Origin of the sequence: Thalassolituus maritimus (genome assembly GCF_900156675.1) — a bacterium.
In the GTDB taxonomy this organism is placed as follows: Bacteria; Pseudomonadota; Gammaproteobacteria; order Pseudomonadales; family Oceanobacteraceae; genus Thalassolituus; species Thalassolituus maritimus.
The window spans coordinates 100,346-120,253 of record NZ_FTOH01000001.1; the positions used below are offsets into that span (position 1 = coordinate 100,346).

General features: G+C 48.9%; 17 protein-coding genes. 10 read left to right on the forward strand and 7 right to left on the reverse strand.

What is annotated here, in order from left to right:
- Positions 1-63 precede the first annotated feature (63 nt).
- The 5 genes from BW941_RS00470 to BW941_RS00490 all read left to right on the forward strand — a co-directional run bounded on the left by BW941_RS00470 (position 64) and on the right by BW941_RS00490 (position 5,922).
- Positions 64-2,406, forward strand: coding sequence for a TonB-dependent receptor domain-containing protein (locus BW941_RS00470; protein WP_245820014.1), 2,343 nt, complete (start codon positions 64-66; stop codon positions 2,404-2,406).
- 172 nt (positions 2,407-2,578) lie between these two features.
- Entirely contained in the window at positions 2,579-3,175 is a 597-nt protein-coding gene (locus BW941_RS00475) for a PepSY-associated TM helix domain-containing protein (protein WP_076513295.1), read from the forward strand.
- A 10-nt stretch (positions 3,176-3,185) separates the two neighbouring features.
- Entirely contained in the window at positions 3,186-3,707 is a 522-nt protein-coding gene (locus BW941_RS00480; protein ID WP_076513297.1) for a DUF2271 domain-containing protein, read from the forward strand.
- A gap of 10 nt (positions 3,708-3,717) precedes the next feature.
- Positions 3,718-4,542 (forward strand): DUF4198 domain-containing protein, encoded by an 825-nt coding sequence (locus tag BW941_RS00485; protein WP_076513300.1) that lies wholly within the window; start codon positions 3,718-3,720, stop codon positions 4,540-4,542.
- Positions 4,543-4,545: 3 nt separating this feature from the next.
- Positions 4,546-5,922, forward strand: coding sequence for a sulfite reductase subunit alpha (locus BW941_RS00490; protein ID WP_076513302.1), 1,377 nt, complete (start codon positions 4,546-4,548; stop codon positions 5,920-5,922).
- Between the two features lie 12 nt (positions 5,923-5,934).
- Here BW941_RS00490 and BW941_RS00495 read toward each other — a convergent pair whose 3' ends face one another.
- The 6 genes from BW941_RS00495 to BW941_RS00520 form a co-directional block, all read right to left on the reverse strand.
- Complete coding sequence (locus BW941_RS00495) at positions 5,935-7,809, reverse strand: sensor domain-containing diguanylate cyclase (protein ID WP_076513305.1); 1,875 nt, start codon at positions 7,807-7,809, stop codon at positions 5,935-5,937.
- 67 nt (positions 7,810-7,876) lie between these two features.
- On the reverse strand, positions 7,877-9,748 hold the full coding sequence (locus BW941_RS00500; protein WP_139325704.1) for a sensor domain-containing diguanylate cyclase: 1,872 nt from the start codon (positions 9,746-9,748) through the stop codon (positions 7,877-7,879).
- A gap of 410 nt (positions 9,749-10,158) precedes the next feature.
- Positions 10,159-10,989: a sulfite exporter TauE/SafE family protein gene (locus BW941_RS00505; RefSeq protein WP_076513311.1), complete on the reverse strand. Its 831-nt coding sequence runs from the start codon at positions 10,987-10,989 to the stop codon at positions 10,159-10,161.
- 2 nt (positions 10,990-10,991) lie between these two features.
- A complete protein-coding gene (locus BW941_RS00510; RefSeq protein ID WP_076513313.1) occupies positions 10,992-12,020 on the reverse strand; it encodes a methionine synthase in 1,029 nt (342 codons plus the stop codon).
- A 54-nt stretch (positions 12,021-12,074) separates the two neighbouring features.
- The gene (locus BW941_RS00515; protein ID WP_076513315.1) at positions 12,075-13,049 is read right to left on the reverse strand and encodes a DUF1852 domain-containing protein; all 975 of its coding nucleotides are present in this window, start codon (positions 13,047-13,049) and stop codon (positions 12,075-12,077) included.
- A 238-nt stretch (positions 13,050-13,287) separates the two neighbouring features.
- The gene (locus BW941_RS00520) at positions 13,288-14,187 is read right to left on the reverse strand and encodes a LysR family transcriptional regulator (RefSeq protein ID WP_076513317.1); all 900 of its coding nucleotides are present in this window, start codon (positions 14,185-14,187) and stop codon (positions 13,288-13,290) included.
- A 172-nt stretch (positions 14,188-14,359) separates the two neighbouring features.
- On the opposite strand from BW941_RS00520, the gene BW941_RS00525 reads away from it, so the two are divergent.
- From BW941_RS00525 to BW941_RS00545, 5 genes are all read left to right on the forward strand, one after another.
- Positions 14,360-15,142 carry a ferredoxin reductase domain-containing protein gene (locus BW941_RS00525; RefSeq protein WP_076513319.1) on the forward strand — a complete coding sequence of 261 codons (783 nt, stop codon included), beginning with the start codon at positions 14,360-14,362 and terminating at the stop codon, positions 15,140-15,142.
- A 710-nt stretch (positions 15,143-15,852) separates the two neighbouring features.
- On the forward strand, positions 15,853-16,158 hold the full coding sequence (locus BW941_RS00530; RefSeq protein ID WP_076513321.1) for a DUF3892 domain-containing protein: 306 nt from the start codon (positions 15,853-15,855) through the stop codon (positions 16,156-16,158).
- 48 nt (positions 16,159-16,206) lie between these two features.
- Positions 16,207-17,850 carry a hypothetical protein gene (locus BW941_RS00535; RefSeq protein WP_076513323.1) on the forward strand — a complete coding sequence of 548 codons (1,644 nt, stop codon included), beginning with the start codon at positions 16,207-16,209 and terminating at the stop codon, positions 17,848-17,850.
- 303 nt (positions 17,851-18,153) lie between these two features.
- A complete protein-coding gene (locus tag BW941_RS00540; RefSeq protein ID WP_076513326.1) occupies positions 18,154-18,525 on the forward strand; it encodes a MerR family transcriptional regulator in 372 nt (123 codons plus the stop codon).
- A gap of 197 nt (positions 18,526-18,722) precedes the next feature.
- Positions 18,723-19,112, forward strand: a complete 390-nt coding sequence (locus BW941_RS00545; protein ID WP_245820015.1) for a carboxymuconolactone decarboxylase family protein — start codon at positions 18,723-18,725, stop codon at positions 19,110-19,112.
- A 133-nt stretch (positions 19,113-19,245) separates the two neighbouring features.
- Here BW941_RS00545 and BW941_RS00550 read toward each other — a convergent pair whose 3' ends face one another.
- The gene (locus tag BW941_RS00550) at positions 19,246-19,857 is read right to left on the reverse strand and encodes a tyrosine-type recombinase/integrase (RefSeq protein ID WP_084188457.1); all 612 of its coding nucleotides are present in this window, start codon (positions 19,855-19,857) and stop codon (positions 19,246-19,248) included.
- Positions 19,858-19,908: the final 51 nt, after the last annotated feature.

Below are 19,908 nucleotides of genomic sequence, written 5' to 3' on the forward strand. Positions count from 1 at the left end.
TTGCATTTGTAGGTGCACCTAAATACCATGCGCGAAAATTTTCCCCCATCCAGGATGATAGTGATGAAGTTCCGAAGTCAGATATTCCCTATGAGTGCGCTCGCCGCTGCGGTTGTTGCTTCTCTCTCTGCCACAGCAGAAGAGCAGACCATTGAACTGGATAAGTTTGTCGTTACGGCGGCAGGCTACGAGCAGAAAGTGGTTGATGCTCCTGCCAGTATCTCTGTAATCACTCAGGAAGATCTGCGCTCACGCCCGTACGTCACACTCCTGGATGCGGTACGCGAACTGGAAGGTGTCGACATCGGTGAGACCCGGGATAAAACGGGCCAGGGCACTATTTCGATCCGTGGTATGGGAGCAGATTACACTCTGATCCTGATTGATGGTCGTCGTCAGAATAACCACGGTGATATCTATCCGAATAATTTCGGTGGTAATCAGTTCAACCACATTCCACCGATGGATGCGATCGAACGTATTGAGGTTATCCGCGGGCCAGCGTCTACCCTATACGGAGCGGATGCTCTGGGCGGTGTAATCAACATTATCACCAAGAAGGTGACCGATGACTGGACAGGTTCTGCAAGTATCAGCCGCACTTTCCAGGAATACGACGAGTACGGTGCGGATACCACGGCTGACTTCAGTGCGGCAGGCCCGTTAATTGAAAATGTTCTTGGTATGGAACTGCGTGGCAGTATTTATAAGCGTGATGCATCAGAGCCAGAGTACGACTCAGTCACCGACCCGAGCGGTGTTGAACAAACACGTTCTCTCGGTTTCGGCGGTGGCGGTAAAACCCCCGATAACAAAAATCAAAGTATCGGCATCGGTTTTAACTGGAATATGGCCGATAACCAGAGCCTGACGTTCGACTACGACACGTCGAAGCAGGTTTATGATAATGAACCTCTGGCGGATGGTGGCTTCAGTGTGGGAACGGTAGATAGCATTGATACCATTTGGCGAGCCTCGGGCGGCGCCGTGCAGCCTCGGGTTGGATATGCTAAGGACCAGGAGTTTACCCGCGATCAGTGGGCGATTTCACACGAGGGCAGCTGGAGTTTTGGTAAGAGCCTGGTGTCTCTGCAGAATATCGAGACTAACAACAACGGTCGCACTTTACCCTTCTCTGTGTCAGAACGTCAGTTGCTGCAGGAAATGTACGATGGTACGGGTGATTACGCAGGCCTGAGTGAAGACGAGCGCCGTGCGATTGCCGAAGACACTTTCTTGCCTCGCCCTCAACGAACCATGGAAAGCAGTCAGTATACGCTGGATGCCAAGCTTGAAATTCCGGTCGAAGACCTGGCTGGCGATCACTTGATTGTCGTCGGTGGTCAGTACATTGATGCCGAACTGACCGACGGCGTATTCGGTCGCGAAGATGGTGCTTCCAGTGGTGTATCCGATTTCACCACGTATTCTCTGTTTGCAGAAGACAGCTGGACCATGGTGCCCGACTTTACGCTGACTGCGGGTCTGCGTTACGACGATCACGATGCTTTCGGTAGCAATGTCAGCCCCCGCTTGTACGCTGTATACAGCCTGACGCCTGAGTGGACGCTGAAAGGCGGTGTGAGCAGTGGTTATAAAACTCCAAAAACAACCGATCTTTACGACGGCGTAACCGGCTTCGGTCGTCAGGGTACCATGCCGTTTGCGGGGAACCCGGATCTTGAGCCGGAGAAAAGCCGCAATACCGAAGCCGCGATCTATTGGGAGTCGATGGAGAATCGCCACAGCTTTAACGCGACCATTTTCCACAATCGCTTCGAAGATAAAATTGCCCGTGGTGACTCAGTACAGACTTGTACTCAGACGGGCGGCGAACGTCCTTGTGTGAATCTTGGCGAGTATGAAGACTTGGGTTACGACTCCTGGGCGCAGGTGATTAATATCGATGATGCTCTGATTCGCGGCGCTGAAGTCGCTGGTCGTTTCCAGATCATTGATGCACTGGCTGTGCGTGGGAACTACACCTACACCGACAGCCGTCAGCTTTCTGGTTCGCAGGAAGGACAGCCGCTGACGAATACGGCGGAGCACATGAGTAATGTCACTCTCGATTGGGATGTGAATACTAAGTTGAATGTGCAGCTGACCAGTGAGACGCGCTCGGCTCGCTTCCGCGGCGTAGATGATGATAACGATCCTCTGTACTACAAGGATTATCGCGTACTGCACCTCGGCGCAACCTATGCGGTGAATAGTTACTTCAGTGTGTATGGCCGCGTTAATAATCTGCTGGATCAGGACTTCACCACCTATAGCGTGCGCTACGATGATGCGAATGATGATGGCGTTTTCGATGCGGGTGATGATGAAGTTACTTTCGAAGACGATTACAACAACAAAGACAAGCGTCGTAACCTCTGGGTAGGTCTGAACGTACGTTTCTGATCAGAGATCAGAATGAATAGAAAAGGGCCAGATGGCCCTTTTTTTACGGACGGATATCATCTTTTGATAATGCATAGAAGTGTCATTATCAAATAAAAATACTTCTCATTAGCTAGTCGTTTGTTAGTATTCTGTTCGTTCGCTGAGCGGCTTCTTTTCTTTGGATGTTGTCATGTTTTCTCGATTTATCCCAGGCACATTACGCCAGTGGCACTGGGTCAGCTCGGCTGTTTGTCTGGTGGGCATGATTCTGTTTGCATTCACTGGAATCACCCTTAATCACGCAGCCGATATTCCAGCAGATCCTGAGCGCACAACGGTAGAAGCAGAACTGTCACCGGGAATGCTCAGTGCAATTCAGAATCGCTCAGACGGTCCATTGCCTGTGGCCGTTCGTCGGTGGTTGAACGATGAACATGATATTTCCACGCCAGATAGTCATGCCGAATGGGATGAATATGAAGTTTACCTCGGCATGCCCAAGCCTGGCGGCGATGCCTGGCTGAGTATTGATCTGGAGACTGGCAGTTTTATCTATGAAGACACAGATCGCGGGGTGATTTCCTATCTCAATGATCTGCACAAAGGTCGGAATACCAATACCGCTTGGTCTTGGTTTATCGATATTTTTTCTGTGCTTTGTCTGGTTTTTTCTCTGAGTGGATTATGGTTGCTCGCTCGTTATGCCAGACAACGCCCGAGTACCTGGCCACTTGTGGCATTCGGCGTTATTGCACCCATTATTTTACTTGTTCTCGCTGCGCACTAAGGAGTCGCTTATGAAATTAATTACATCCGGACTGATGGCGGTTGCTACTTTCGCATCATTTGCGCAGGTGCAGGCAGCTGATCTTTCTGTCTCTATCGAGATCCCAGAGTTAGATGTCGCTGAATACCACAAGCCTTATGTCGCCGTTTGGATTGAAGATGATCGTAATCAGGTCGTCAGTAATCTGGCCGTTTGGTACGACGTCGATATGCGCAATGCCGAAGGTGAAAAGTGGCTGAAAGATATGCGTCAATGGTGGCGTCGTAGTGGCCGCTCTCTGGAGATGCCGGTTGATGGCGTCAGCGGTGCGACTTATGGTCCGGGCGCTTACGAGCTGGAGTTTACGCCTGGCAAGGCACCTCTCGCAGACCTCAAGCCTGGCGACTACCGCCTGCGTGTTGAAGCAGCACGGGAAGTCGGTGGCCGCGAACTGATCAACATTCCTTTCAGCTGGCCTCAGAGCAGTGAAAAGAAACTTGAAGAACAGGGTAGCTCTGAATTGGGCGCTATCGAACTGACCATCAAACCTTAAGGAAATGCAGATGAAAATGAACGTATTAAAGCCTCTTTTACTAGGGGCTCTTGTTGCCGGAACTCTGTCCGCGGAAGCTCATCGCGCCTGGATTCTTCCACAGGAAACACAGCTTTCGGGTGAGGATCGCTGGGTCGGTTTTGAAGCAGCAGTGTCTAACGATATATTTGTCGCGAACTATCACGCCGTTCGCTTCAATGACCTCACAGTGCTACAGCCAGACGGCGATAAGAGCGAAGCGGAAAACCTGCATACCGGTAAGTACCGTACTGTCTTCGACGTAAAACTTGAGGACGAAGGCACGTATAAAATTTTCACAGCGAGCAATGGTATGCGCGCTATGTGGGAAGAGGACGGTAAACGTCGTATGTATCCTGGCCGTGGCGAACAATATACCGAAGAAGGCTTTGCTGAGAACGTTCCTGAAAAAGCGGACAAGCTGCGTGTAATGCAGTCTTCACGTCGTATGGAAACGTTCGTAACGCTTGGTGGGCCGACCACTGAAACGCTGCAGCCAACGAATAAAGGGCTGGAGCTTGTGCCAGTAACGCATCCGAACGATCTGTATTCCGGTGAGCAGGCGACTTTTAAGTTTCTGATTGATGGTGAGCCTGCTGAAGGCGCTGAACTGACCGCCATTCGTGAAGGAACCCGTTATCGCAACAGTCAGGATGAAATCAGTGCCGTTGCAGACAAAAAAGGCGAGGTTAAACTCAATTGGAAAGGTGCTGGCCGCTACTTTATCGAAGTCGAATATAAAGACGATAAAGCGAAGAAACCGGCCACGGAACGCACGGGCTCATACGTGACTGTGCTTGAGGTCTTACCGGACTGATTTATGTTGACGGTGGCTCCTTACATTCAGGCCGGAGCTCTTTTTCTGGCCTGGGTAGCTTTTACATTCTGGTGTTATCGACAAGTGATAGCGCGAAGTATCGAAGTAAGGGAGCACACCGATGCCGATACCATTGTCGCTTTTGCGAGTGAGAGTGGCTCTGCTGAGTCACTTTCGCAGCAACTGGTTAAAATGTTGAGAAGCCAGGGCGCGAAGGTACTTCACCTGCCACTTAATCAGGTCACGTCTGAACGGCTGACTAAGTCACGCTCTCTGTTCGCGATTGCAAGTACCTACGGTGAGGGCGACGCGCCAGACAATGGTCGGTTTTTTATTCCTTCCATAAAAAAAACGACAGCCTGCTATCCAGAGCTGTGCTTCTCGATTCTCGGCCTGGGGGATACAAGCTATGAGCATTTCTGTGGCTTCTCCTACGATATCAATACAATTCTGCTTGAGCGTGATGCTCAGGTGCTGGCGCCTCTGGTGGCAGTAGATCGCAATGATCCCGAAACGATTGCATCCTGGTTTGCTCAACTCGCAGAGGCTGGCGTGATTCATTCTGATCAACTTAGTGCGATGGAGTTTTCGGATAGAGCGCCAGTCAATCCTCATTACTCGCTGACCTTTAAAGGCCGTCGCCATCTCAATTCCGGAAGCCTGGGAGCTCCAATATTTGAGGTGACACTGGAGACCCTGAACCAGTTCAGCTGGCAGGCGGGGGATATAGTTCAGCTGCATATGAAAGGGCAGATTCGCGAATACAGTATTGCTAGCATCCCCGAGGAATCTGAGCTGATGCTGCTGGTTCGCGAACAGAATCATCCGGATGGCACCCGAGGCCTGGGGTCTGGCTGGTTGTGCCACCAGGCGGCTACTCTCGATAGTGTTGATGTTTCGATACGCTGTAATCCGTCTTTTCACTGCTCCGCAGACGTTGAGAAACTCATTTTGGTTGGAAATGGCTCTGGTCTGGCGGGCCTGAGGGCCCACCTGAAAGCAAGAGAATTGTCTGATCAACATGACAACTGGCTGATATTCGGAGAGCGTTCTCCACTGTTTGACCGACACTGGGATGACCAACTGACCGCTTGGTATGAATCCGGACACCTTTCTTATTTTAACCGGAGTTATTCCCGCGCTGAGTCTTCTGAGTTGGCCTCAGTAGCTGGTGAAGCAAGCGTGGGCTATGTTCAGGATGTTGTTGCAGAAAACAGCGAGCGGCTCACACGTTGGGTGAATGCCGGGGCCACGATTCTCGTATGTGGAAGCCGCGACGGTATGGCTCAGGATCTGGATCACCAGCTTTGCACTATATTAGGCGGTGATCAGGTGGAAGCTTTGACGGCAGCGGGACGCTACCGTCGGGATGTCTATTAGGTCAGCGTATCATCAGCCTGCTTCGTCTAATTGCTCTGAGCGCGTAACCTGATTGCGGCCGTTCTCTTTGGACTGATACAGGCAGGCATCAGCAACGCTTAATAGTTTCTCTTCCAGTCCGGGTTGCGACGGGATGGTGCATGCGACACCGATGCTGATGGTCATGTTTTTGCTCTGATTACCTTGAGTCACGGTTGTTTTTTCAAATGCTGATCTAAGTATTTCGCCAACCTGAGCAGCGCGTTCTTCAGTTGTTTTAGGCAGGACAACAACGAACTCTTCACCACCATAACGGGCGGCAAATGCCCCCGGCATAGTGACCACCTTGCGGATAAGTTGGGCGGCACGTACCAGACACAAATCACCAAACGCATGGCCATAATTATCGTTCAGCTTTTTGAAAAAATCGATATCGACCATCATGACACTGATCGGGTGCTGGTCTTTGTATGATTGCTCGTAGTGGTCACGGAAAACCTGATCAAAGTATCGGCGGTTAAAAAGCTTGGTCAGGCCGTCGGTCACACTTAACTCTTCAAGTCTGCGGTTGGCTTTCTCCAGCGCCGAAGTACGTTCTTTAACCTTATTGTCCAGCTCCTGATTCATGGCGACCTGCATATCAAGAAGCTTAGTCTGAGAATTAATCCTCAGCTCTTTCTCCTGATTCATCTTATCTGCAAAGGCGATGGAAAGGAGTGAAAGTTCCGCAATAAAGCCAATCGCAAAGGCATGGTTTCCGAGCTCTGTCGCTGGAATCTTGCCGGTCATATCCAACAGGTACCAGCCTATGAAAACCAGATGCGCAAACCAGGCGATAGTGAACAGTCGAGCTGACTTCATCCCCATGACCCAGCCTTTTATGCCGATGTAGAGAGCACAGACAACGCCAAACAAGGCAATGGAGTGACCGAGCTTAACAATCAGACTGTAGGGCACAGTGAAGCTCGCAATCGACATGACGATCAGGGTGAATAGCATCAGGTATGCAACCGAACGGTCCAGTACAGAACCGAAGTTCTTCAGGTCGATAAATTTGAGCACAAAGGCCATGGCGGTAAGTTGAACAAACGGTGCCAGAAAGGCGATGACCTGGTTATTTACGCCGGGTCTGTCACCCCAGAAATACTGCTCACCAAAGCCAAACATAGTTGCCTGCATGACACCGGCACTGAGAAGGTACAGTACATAAAGAATGTACGAGCTTTCTGTGAGTGAGAAGTACAGGAACAGGTTATACAGCGCCATGATGGCGATAATTCCAAGAAAGGCGCCAGCCCAGAGATAGAGCAGCTTTTCTTCTTCAGCGGCTTCCTTGTAGCTCATCAGGTCCAGTGGCATCAGCAGCGGGCCGGGTGTAGATATCCGGATGTAGATTTCCTGCTCATCGGCGCTCGCATCGTCAAGCGGGAACCAGAAGGTTCGCTGATCAATAGGGCGACTATCAAATGGCAGCTGGTCACCTGCTGAGAAGTGACGGATCATTCTTCCACGCTCAAAAAGGTAGAAGTCGACGTAGTCATGATGTGGGTAGTTGAGGCGCACAATGGGTTGCCCGAAGGCTTCAGACACGCCGGCAAGGCGTACTCTCGCCCAGACCGGCTGGCTGGTTTGCCCGAGGTTGTTGTTAATGTTCTGGCGGTGGTGCCAGTCTTCTTCCGGACGCACGAGTATTTCGTCCAGCGTTTCTCCGTTCCGCTCTGATACGAACTCGAGTAGCGGTAAGAGACTGACTTTGTCACCGGTGAAATGGACGGTTTCGATGGCGTGAGCCCGGTGTGCCAGAAGAGCGGCAATCAGAATCGTCAGAGACAGCAGTGCCTGAAGGCAATGAATTAGCAGACTGTGTCGCTGACCACGCGACTCTGGATGTATTTTTGGAATTGGCATTCCGGACCCTGTACTTCCCCGAATATTATCTATTAAAGCTAGTTCAGATTGGGGCAGAGTCAACGACTCAGGACCCGGTATTACGTAGGAATGCGACCTGGTTCCGGCCGTTACGTTTCGCGGTGTAAAGCAGGCTGTCTGCGGCTTGCAGAAGTTTTTCCCAGGCCGAGCGGTCGACGGGCTGCTCGACAGTCAGGCCAACACTGATCGTCATTATCTTCTCGTTGGCGCCATCGGTTACTTTGTGGCGTGCGAAGGCCAAACGTAAAGCTTCTGCTTTGTTCTGTGCTTCTTCCGGGCTGGCATCGGGCAGAATCACGACAAACTCTTCGCCACCGTAGCGTGCACAGATCGCTTCCTGACCGGCGACCACATTGCGGATCAGACGGCCAGCATCTATCAGGCACAAGTCCCCGAATCGGTGACCGAAGTTATCGTTGAGCTGTTTAAAGTGATCAATATCGATCATGAGTACGGCCAGAGGTTTACCGTCCCGGCAGGCCTGAAGGTAGGCTTTTTCATACAGTTCATCGAAGTGGCGGCGATTGAATAAGCCTGTCAGGCCGTCGGTCGTACTCAGTATTTCCAGACGTCGGTTGGCTTCTTCCAGCTCACTGGTACGTAAACGAACCTTTTCTTCCAGTTCTGCGTTCATGGCCACCTGAACGTCCATAAGTTTGCTTTGACTTCGTAATCGTAGTTCACGTTCATGGTTGATTCGGTCAGCAAACGCGATAGAAAGCAGCGCCAGCTCTATGACCGAACCAAAGGCCAGAATGTGTTCTCCAAAAGGACTGGTTGGCAGTATGGAAGCAAGCTCCAGCAAATACCATGCAATAAAGATCAGGTAGATAAACCAGGCCATCGCGAACAGGCGAGCGTAGGGGACCCGCTTCCGCCAGCCGATAATTCCGATATAGAGACCGCAACACACACTGACCGCACCGGTAACGTTGACTACGGTCAGGAAGCTTGCGTACTCCATAAATGGAGCCCCGGTGACCAGCAACCAGGAGTAAATAAGAAGAACCGTTCCTGCGACCCGTTCAAAACGGCCGAAGTTCTCGTACAGGCGGATAAAGCGGATAACGAAGGCAACAGCAGTGCCTTGCATCAGCGCGCTACTCAATGCGACTGCAAAGTTATTGTCGAACAGAGACGTGTCTGGCCAGAAGTACTGATACCCAAGCCCCTGAAGAGTTAACTGGTGTAGCCCGACACTCGCCATATACACGAGATAATAGATGTAAGCTGTATCGCGCAGAGAGCCTGAAATAAAGGCATTGTAGGCGAACATGATGAGCAGAATACCGAAGTAAATGCCAAGGGCCATCGATGTATTACGATCCTGGAGTTTGCTCTCAGCACCGGTGACCAGGCTGAAAGGGATCAGTAGTGGACCTGGAGTGCTGATGCGGAAATACACCTTAGCGTCTGTCGACTGATTCAGCTTTTCAAGAGGAAACAGAAACGTTCGTTGGTCGACAGGGCGGGAGTGAAAGCCACGTTGGTCGCCGGTATAAAAGCTCTGTACCACACCCGATTCAGATACCAGAAAGACATCGACGAAATCGTAGTGAGGGTAACCGAGTAGTAAGTAAGCGCTGTCTGCCTTCAGATTATTCGTGCTCGTAAGATCAACGCGGAACCAGGTGGTACCATAGTCGCGCCCCAGGCTTCGGCTGGTTTGAGGAACACCAGACCAGCGGCTGTTGGGCAATGCCATGATTTCCGACAAGCTGTCTTCACCGGAGCCCGGCTGGACCTGAACAACATAACTGGAAAGCGAGATCTCATCCGTCAGCTGCTGCAGGTCGAGTGTCCGTATGTCACTGGCGTGCGATTGAACGTTGAACATCAGTAACAAGCAGGCGACAACCAACCCAGCACTCAATTGTACTGCGTGGCGTGATCCCCTGATGATGCTCGGAACTGGCACTTAATCGTGCTCCTTATTGTTAGATTCTGAGCTGCTCTACACGTGGTAAAACTCAGCTTCTTGATGCCCAGAATAGCCTCAAGTGGCAGCAAAGTAGTGCATACAAGTCACAATCTATCTTATTGACCGGGAAATTTACCTTTCATTGACGGGTGTCTATCTGGCTGGGTGTTGAGCATTGCAAGAAGAGTAAAGGAACTGTTGAATACAGGTGGGCCTGGATTGGGGGGTTACGTCGTGGCGATGACTAGTAACCACGAATCGGGCTCAAGAGGATAAGGTTAAAGCGAGGAGTAATGCAATTAAGTGAGACGACTATGAGTGGAGAGAAAGCCAGACCGCTCATACAGTCTCCTGCAGAGAGTGTCCGCTAGAGTCTGGCCAGGCAGTCAGGCGATTTATGACGTTAACTACAGCGAGAGTTGTACCAACATACGTAACCCGGTAAACAGCAGAACAATGGCAAAGATTTTTTTGAGCAATCCCGCATCAAGTGATGAGGCAAGCCGGGCGCCCACGGGTGCGAACAGTACCGTCAACGGCACTATGCAGATAAAGCCGATCAGGTTGACTAAACCAAAGGTGCCAACGGGTGCATCTTCTGGGGCCGCACCTAGTAAAAGCATCACCAGTGCGCCTGGCAAAGCAATAATTAGCCCGATTGCCGCTGCCGTTCCCACGGCTTTATGTGCTGGGTAGTTAAACAGCGTAAGCAGTGGTACAGAAAGTGTGCCCCCTCCTATCCCGACCATCGCACTGAAAAAGCCGATTGACGATCCCATAACGGCCTGGCCGCCAGAATTGGGTAATCCCGGGAACAATGCGGGCTTTCCTGCTCTGAACAACATGTTCAGTGCCGCAAGTGTTGCAATGATACCGAACAGGAGGGTCAGCCAGTCGCCGTCTGCGCGAGTTACCAGCCAGCTTCCTGCCAGAACACCCGTCAGGATAAACAGACTCCAGCGTTTAAACAGATCAAGATCTACATTGCCAAGCCGGTGATGTGAGCGGATTGAACTGATGGAGGTGGGAATGATCGTTGCGAGTGAAGTGGCTGTCGCGACTAACATGGCTGAGTCGGCCGAAACGCCAAATCCCTGAAACAGGAAATACAGCACAGGCACAATCACAATACCACCGCCCACGCCCAGCAGCCCAGCAAGAATTCCAGCGAATACCCCTGTCACTACTAATGCCAGAATGGTCATCAGATGACCCGACATAAATTCAATAATATTCATGTTTAATCCGCCAGTTCTCTGCGAATGATCTCTGCGCCAGCCGCCAGAGCCTGCAACTTCTGACGCGCAATCTCCCGTGAAAGAGGGGCCATGCCACAGTTAGTGCAAGGATAAATCTTATCGGCATCGGCGTATTTCAGTGCTTCACGAAGCGTCGCTGCGACTTCTTCTGGCGTTTCAATCGTATCGGTTGCTACGTCGATGGCGCCCACCATAATCTTCTTACCCTTAAGTAGAGTCAGAACTTCCATCGGAACACGGCCGTTGTGGCATTCCAGCGAAACAATATTGATGCTGGATTTCTGGATCGCGGGAAACGTTGTTTCGTAATGACGCCACTCAGCCCCGAGCGTCTTTTTCCAGTCGGTGTTGGCTTTAATGCCATAGCCATAACAGATATGCACAGCGGTCTCACAGGTCAGACCTTCCGTCGCCCTTTCCAGCGCTTCGATACCCCAGTCATTAACCTCATCGAGGAATACATTAAAAGCCGGTTCATCAAACTGAATAATATCAACGCCGGCCGCCTGTAACTCGCGAGCTTCCTCATTCAGAGCCTTGGCGAACTCGAATGCGAGTGTCTTACGATCCTGATAGTAATCATCGTAGAGGGTATCAACCATGGTCATAGGTCCGGGTAGAGCCCACTTAATCGGTTGATCTGTTTGACTACGCAGGAACTTAGCGTCTTCAACAAATACCGACTTCTGACGACTTACTGGCCCAATCACTCCAGGTACGCTGGCGTCGTAACGGTCGCGGATACGCACCGTTTTCTTATTCTCAAAATCGACGCCGCTCAGGTTTTCGATAAAGGTGGTCACAAAGTGTTGGCGGGTCTGTTCGCCATCACTGACGATATCGATACCCGCGACAGTTTGTTCCTGAAGTGAGACGCGCAGCGCATCCTGCTTCCCATTGAGGAGCGCTTTACCTTCGAGTTTCCATGGCGACCAGAGTTTCTCGGGTTCAGCTAACCATGTGGGTTTAGGCAGGCTACCTGCCGTTGACGTTGGAAATAGCTTTTTCATTGTTAGCTCTGTTGTTAAGTCTATCGTTGGCTCTATCTGAATACAGGTAACGGATCAGGTGAAATCGGCTGACCATTTTTCAAGAATTTTCTGGTACGGTTTAATGAAGTTTTCCTCAGCGAACCTGCCCTGTTTAATCGCCAGTTGGCTGCGTTCGTCGCGGTCATACACAACCTGAGTAAGTGAGTGGTCACTGTGTGTCAGGTCAGGTTGGTACTCGTACCCGGCGGCCGAGTTAGCGTTATAAATTTCAGGTCGATAAATTTTCTGGAAGGTTTCCATGGTGCTGATGGTGCTGATCAGTTCCAGGTTCGTGTAGTCCGTAAGCAAGTCACCGATAAAGTAAAATGCCAGCGGAGCGACACTGTCTGGTGGCATAAAATAGCGGACGTCGAAGCCCATCTTGCGAAAGTATTGTTCTGTCAGCGAGGTTTCATTTGGAGTGTATTCAACCCCAAGAACCGGATGCTGGTTTTCAGTGCGGTGATACGTTTTGGTGTCTGAAACACTGAGGCAGACAACCGGTAGTTTGCTGAAATTCTCTTTGTACGTATCGGACTTAAGAAAGTCTTTAAATAGCTTGCCATGCAGTTCACCAAAGTCGTCAGGAATACTGAATTGTTTCTGGCCGGCATTGTATTCACGAAGCAGTACGCTGAAGTCATAGTCACGCACGTACGATGAAAAGTTATTACCGACGATCCCTTCGATACGCTTACTGGTCTTGTGATCGATAATATTAGTTTTCAGTATCTCGATAGAGGGGAAGCCGTGGCCATTGCCCTCGACATCAATATCGACAGAAATGATTTCGAGCTCAAGCGAGTAGCGGTCGCCACGTGAGTTGTCCCATGGAGCCAGAGCATTAAAGCGACGATCAATCATTCGCAAGGCGCTGCGCAGGTTTTCTTCGCGTTGCTCACCCCGAGCAAGGTTAGCGAAGTTAGTGGTGACGCGTGTGGCATCAGAGGGCGTGTAATCTTCATCAAAGATCACACGCTTGATCGTGTATGAAAAACCGTTACTCATGGCTGCGTATCTCCCGTTTCCCAGGTTCAGTGTTCGATGTCATTGTTCCGAAACTGGCTGATAACCGTCTCGGATGCGATCTGAGAGCACGTTTTACGCTGTTTTATGCATGAGTAAAATTGATTTTATATAATCAATGTATGAGTAAATATAATGAAATGATGGGCGGCGAGGACACCTTGCCCACTATGACTGTGGAAATGGTCGTATACCGAAGTAGAGTAGATTACTCATTGGCTCAGCCGGAAAACGGGTGCTCATAATCCTTCGCGAGATCAATAAAGGCCTTCAGGTAACCGATCTCCTCGTCGCCTTCACGGGTTCCGAGATAGATCTGCTTCGCGATGCCCTGTTCTCCGAGGCGGACAACGTCGAGTGGCAGTTTTTGGCAGTATTCTTCCGCTAACCAGCGAGGCAAAGCGGCTACACCGCGCTGACAGGCGACCATTTGCAGCATGATCTCGGTGGTCTCGCTGGTTTTATGCTGCTTTGGTACGACGCCGGCAGGCGTCAGAAACTGTGAGTAGATATCCAGACGGTCGGTGGCGACGGGGTAGGTCAGCAAGACCTCATTGCGTAAGTCTTCAGGCTCCGCGAATGGCTGATTCGTGAGAGCATGATCTTTGGGCACTACAAGTACCTGCTCATAATCGAACACCGGGGTAAAGCTCAGGTTACTTTTGTAAAAGGGGTCAGGGGTAACCAGCAGATCAATTTCATAGTCGAGCAGGGCACCGACGCCGCCGAACTGGAATTTCTGTTTAACATCGACATCCACATCCGGCCATGCATCCAGAAACGGAGACACTACCTTCAGGAGCCACTGGTAGCATGGGTGACATTCCATCCCGATACGCAGAGTGCCACGCTCCCCCATAGCCATCTGCTTCAGTTTATCTTCGGCGTGAAAGAGCAGAGGCAGCACCCGGTTGGCGATGTTGAGCAAGTACCGGCCTGCCTGAGTGAGTCTGAGACTGCGACCCTCGCGAAGCCAGACAGGCGTTCCCAGGTTGTCTTCGAGTTTGCGCACCGTATGACTGAGTGCGGACTGAGTGACGCACAGCTCTCTGGCAGCGGCCGTCAGTGAGCCATGCTCTTCGACGGCCTGAATGATTCTGAGATGACTACGTTCGATCATAGCTTATCCATCTAATAATGAGGAAAAGTAATTGAATGGTGAAAATATACCATTTTCATTCATCAAACGAGTTTTCTAAGCTTATCCCTATCAGAAGTCATAGCCCGGAAGTGGGCACCGAGGACCTGCTTAATTAGTGCTAACAGGCCCTAACAACGTGAGTGGATGAATAATGAGTGAAGTGGCCGCAGTAGAAGTACCAGAACGATATTCCCTTGAGTGCCGGGTAGCGAGTGTACGCTTCCTTAACCGGGGGACATTCCAGGTGGAACTGGAATCGTCGACAGGTGCTGCCCTACGCTATATCGCTGGCCATTATTTACAGTTGAATATCGATATTGATGGGCAGGCTCACTCTTTGTTTTACTCGGTCGCTAATCGACCTGACAGTAAACAACCGGGCAGGTTACAACTCTTCATACAGAACGGCAGTCTGTTCACCGAGAAGCTGTTACGCCGCCTTGTGCAAATTTGTGGCCGCCAGGAACACCTGACCGTGGCACTGCCAATGGGGCGCGCGTTCTTACAAAGCAACCTGAAAAAACCCCATCTGCTGGTCGCGGCAGGGTCGGGGATATCAAAAATAAAATGCCTGGCCGAAGAAATAGTGGCACGAGATCCGAGTGCAGACGTCAGAGTGTATTGGTCCAATAAGGATATTGATGACTTCTACCTGCTCGAAGAATTCCGGGAATGGGAAACTCAGGGCGAAAACCTCAGTTTTACACCCATACTCGAATCTGAACATCCAGAGTGGAACGGGCGTACGGGATTTATTTTCGAAGTCATTCAGGAAGACCAATACGTCTCAGATAATACAGTCGCTTACCTCTGTGGATCGCCTCGAATGGTGTATGGCACTATTGATCAGCTGGCACCGTATGGGCTAACTGAAGCGAACTGCTACTCTGATGTTTTTGAGTATGCGCCGCGGGATAAGCGGGTTGCGGTGTGATTGCTACGGGCAATTATGCGAAAAGAAATCGGGAATAGGATGAGTTTAGAATTGTGATCGTCAGACAAATAAAAAGGCCCCGGACGGAAACAGAGACGGGATTGCACTCGGCACATCCATGTGCCTCGCCCTTCGGGCAGCGGAGTTGTGCAAAACGGCTATCCTGCCGTTTTGAGAACCCCGAACTATGAAGGGTTCATAATTCCGCCGCACCAAATAAAAAGCCCCCAGTGCAGCGCACTGAGGGCTTATTATTTGGTGGAGCTTATGGAAAGTGACTTAAACCAATTATTCACTGATTTGGCTAGAATTGAGAGTATCTTGCAAGACACTTCATTAGGGAAAGGAACAAGACCATTCGAGCCAAAGACAAGTCGCTACATGGCCAAGGATTTTTACTGATGTTAATGAAAGCTATCAATATTTATTATGTGATATAGATTAACTATTTAATGTTGGAGCAGTGCCATGAAGTTAGGTTTTGGAAGTGGTGTCCGAAATCTGACGCGTTTCTATCGTTACTATTAGTAATTAGCAATCACACTAAGGCGCTAGTGGTCTAATAAGCTCGGCGTATATGGCCGAGACTTTCCGTTAGTACACTGCGAGCTATGCAAATAAAGCTCTTCAACCCTTGAGTGTTTCCCTTTATGGTAGGCATGAAGTTCACACGAACAATTGAATACCATCTATTCAAAGGGAGAAACACGATGGCTAAATGGGCAGATTATTTGATTTCAGCAGTCCGGTATAATGCCGATCATACTCATATCAGCCAACTTAAAGCACATAAAGATAATGATGACACCGTTGGCATAGGGGAAGTATACGAACGTCAAGCTATAGTGGATGCGATCAATAATGGTACATCCTTTATAACTGTCTTTAAGAATTCTAGTGGTAATTGGGCTAAAGGACAAAAAGTATATGTGATTAAAGTTCAGGGTGTTAGTTACTTGAAAACTGTTGATAACGGTAAGGAGGAAGATAACTTAGAAAATTTACCTGAGTTCTAGTTGTCAATGACACTAATGGCTAGTCGAGAATTGATGATTGTGAGATAAATGGACAGCATGGAAATACGGCAGTTTAACTGTTTTTATAATTATGCTATTGGGTTGAATCTGACAGAAGTTGATTTGGTAAAAACATCCAAAAACCTCCTAAAATCAGGGTTTACTAAGGCTATCTGTTTTTCAGATCTAAAGGCTATATACATAGACGAGGATGGCAAGTCGCAAGTTGAGTGGATTAGACCTGAAGGCCGTCAGTGGGATTCAAGTTGGAATATTAAGTTTAGTGATAAAGTTCCATCGGATATTGTTCATGATTTGGCATATTGCTTGGAATTATCATTTCAAGAGCAACGCATTGAAGGTGTTGAGTCCAAAAGGTCGCCCCTATATTTAAGGGCGGCATTGCCTCCAGTAGTTCTTGTAAAGGATGACGAGGAAACAGTGTTATTTCCTTGGCTGAAGATATACTCAGATGGAGTGATGATCCTTAGTTTCCAAATCGATTCATCGTTGGAAGGTATGGATGAATCGGACTTCATTAAGAGCGTTGTAAATATTTTTCAACGCTACTTTGATCAAATATTTGTTCATGGTGAGCTTCAAAGACTTGATGCGGAATTACTAATTCCAGAAGCATTTACCTCAGATCTTTCTTTGGGTGGTCAGAAGATAAAAGGATGGCGTTCAACTCGATTGATAAAAAAACTTCGTGCCGAGAGCCGCAGAAAGCTAGATGAATCACTTGCTAGTGAGGGAAGGGAATTCGAGGTAGGCGATGAATTGTGGCTTCTGCATCATATTGCTTGTGCGGATGATGAAGATGGATGGGAATCCACTTTCGACTTATGTCGATCAATATATGTTAATGCTATAAGCAGTCTCGTGGCATCCACGAGTAAAGATGATCGGGCGAATTCGGGCGAGTTGCTGATGTGGCAAGGAAGACCGTCAGTATCCATAATGCGGTTCAAAGATCAACCTGATAATAAGCAAGACTTATATAAAAAATTCGGCTTATCAATGTCTCGTTTTTTGATGCGTTCTCAAGGTTCTACAAACCCTGTTGAATTGCCACCAGATTTAAGAATTTTTGATGACTATGCACTCCACGGCAATCGTGCACTCCTTATATGGACGTGGTTGAGAGAAAGTAATTCACCGGATGATGCTTGGGAAGAGAGAAATACCGGAGCAAGAGTCTTTGAAAATCAAGCCCGCGCTGAACATTTTGAATACCTTAATCTGAAAATCGCTCGAGCCTGCGCCGTCGCATGTTCTCCATCAAGTGATGAAAGCTTAATTGCAGCGTACAAAGTACTGTCGTCAGTAGAATCTACTTTACATACGTCTAGTCAAGCAGGTGAGATCATTGATGCAGTAAATTACTTATTGGAATCTGTCGGAACCAAAAACTTGATTACAGATGCTAAAGAGCGAGCACGCTGGCATCTCGATGAGCGCCGCTATTTAAATGATAAAAGTAGATCTCATATAGATCGCTGGTTAGCAGTACTGTTTGGGTTTATTGGATCTACAGGTCTTGCGGATCTTGTCATACATCCTTATTTGAAGGGTACTTTTACAAAATGGAGTGACTTCCAGCTTGGTCTCAGTGCATTCGTATTAGCACTGCTTACTGTTGGTGTGTTTGTGTTCGTTATCGAAGGTGTTAACAAATTGTGGTCAAAGTAAGTCTTTGCTAGCAAAAAAGGGCTGTTTGCTTCAATAGGAGACTAGTGTTCTGTCATTAAAAAAGCCCACACGAATGTGGGCCTTTGAATTCTAGCCACTCTGAGGGGAGGCTTACGCCCACGTTCTCTATGATTTTCTGATTGGTTATTAAGAATATCAGCAAATTATCTAGAGTATGGCCGTTTGGTAAGGCAAATTATTCTGTTGTTTTAAAGTAGCGCTAGCAAACGGAGCCCATGAGGTAGTATTTTTATATGATCTGGCAGAAATGTTGATCCTGACCGAAGATAAGGAGTAGTCACAGTGAATGTATCGGAATTTTCAAAGCATATGGGCGTAAACCCTCATACCGTAAGGTACTATGACAAACTGGGTTTATTAGATGACGTCTACCGCCTTCCTAGTGGTCACAGGTATTTTCAGGAGAAAGATATTGCTTGGTTTGAGTTTATCCAGAGATTGAAGGGAACAGGCATGCCGATTGAGAAGATACGAATATATGCAGCATTGCGCAAAGAAGGTAAAAAAACTCTTGCCTCGCGGCAGGACATGCTTAAGGAACACTCAGCCAAGCTTCAACAGAAAATCCAAATCGAGCAACAACACCTTGTAAAGCTGAATGATAAAATTAACCTATATCAATGCGCACTAGACGGGAAAATATCGCTTGACTGAGAGTTTACTCTAAAGCTTAGCCTTGAGGATACGGTAGAACAATCAATGGTGAGGCGATGGCCAACAATTCAGATAAGCCCAATGAACTACGGCGTAATTTTCTAAGAATGTCGGCGATTCTGGTCGCTAGTTCCTACGGAAATCTCCTCCTAAACGGATGTTCAACACTACTGAACTCAACTCTATTGGAGAAAAAAATGAATAATGGCATGAATGATAGATATACACGTGGCTGGCAAAAACTCAAAGAAATCGACGGAGATGCTGGAGAAAAGGTTATTGAATCTCTGAAAGATATTGCTCCAGATTTAGGTCGCTACACAATAGAATTTCCTTTTGGGGATGTCTATAGCCGGGAGGGTTTAGATTTAAAATCACGCGAAATTGCAACTGTCGCGGCTCTTTCGGCCATGGGTAATGCTACACCTCAATTGAAAGTGCACATTAATGCTGCACTTAACGTTGGTTGCAAGCCTGATGAAATCGTTGAGGTTATTATTCAGATATCTGTTTATGCAGGATTTCCAGCGGCATTGAACGCGGCTACCGTAGCCAAGTCAGTATTTATAGAGCGTGGTATAATCTAAATGAAGTAGATACCATTGAGCACTGTGGATAGTCATTCTGTTGAAGGGCAGACTGATGCCGAACAATTAACTGCGTTGAGTAGTTTTGGCTGCCAGTTCAGTTCCTATTTGGGAGCTGAACCGCGTGTATCTTTCATAACTCCAGCCCCAGATAAAGAGCCTTGATCTCGTCTGGCAGGATGCAAAGATAGTCCAGTGTCTGGGCTTCCGTGGCGTGGCCAAAGGCTCGCATGAGCAAGGCCACGTTCGCGTTGTTGTGAATGCGCTGGTGGTAGCCCCATGTCTTTCGCAGGCTGTGACTGCCGAAGTTGCCTGATAGGCCAGTCTCGCGACACCACGACTTAACCAAGCGGTTAACCGCCGATACAGACAGAGACCTCCTGCCGCGCTGTGACAGAAACAATGGGGCTGTGGCCGTGCTGCGACAGGGATGGAGCGTAAGCCAGCTCTGAATAGCATCCACCGCTACCGTATTCAAAACGGCCATACGGTATTCATTGGTCTTTTGCTGCTTGATGTCCAAAATATCACCCGCTTTCAGGTGATCTACCTGCCCCACGGTCAGTGATAGCAACTCACTGGCACGATAGGCTGTGTTGATCCCTAATGTGAACAAGCAGAGATTGCGGGGGTGGCCGTACAGATGCGCTCTGATGGCGGCAATGGCCTCAAATGATCGGATTGGTTGAACCTTGATGGATGAACCTTTGCGGGGATGGTTATCGTTACGCCCCTTGGTCATCATGGTGATGTTCTTTCCAAGTGAAATGTCTGGACTTAATTTGTCTTGTCAACT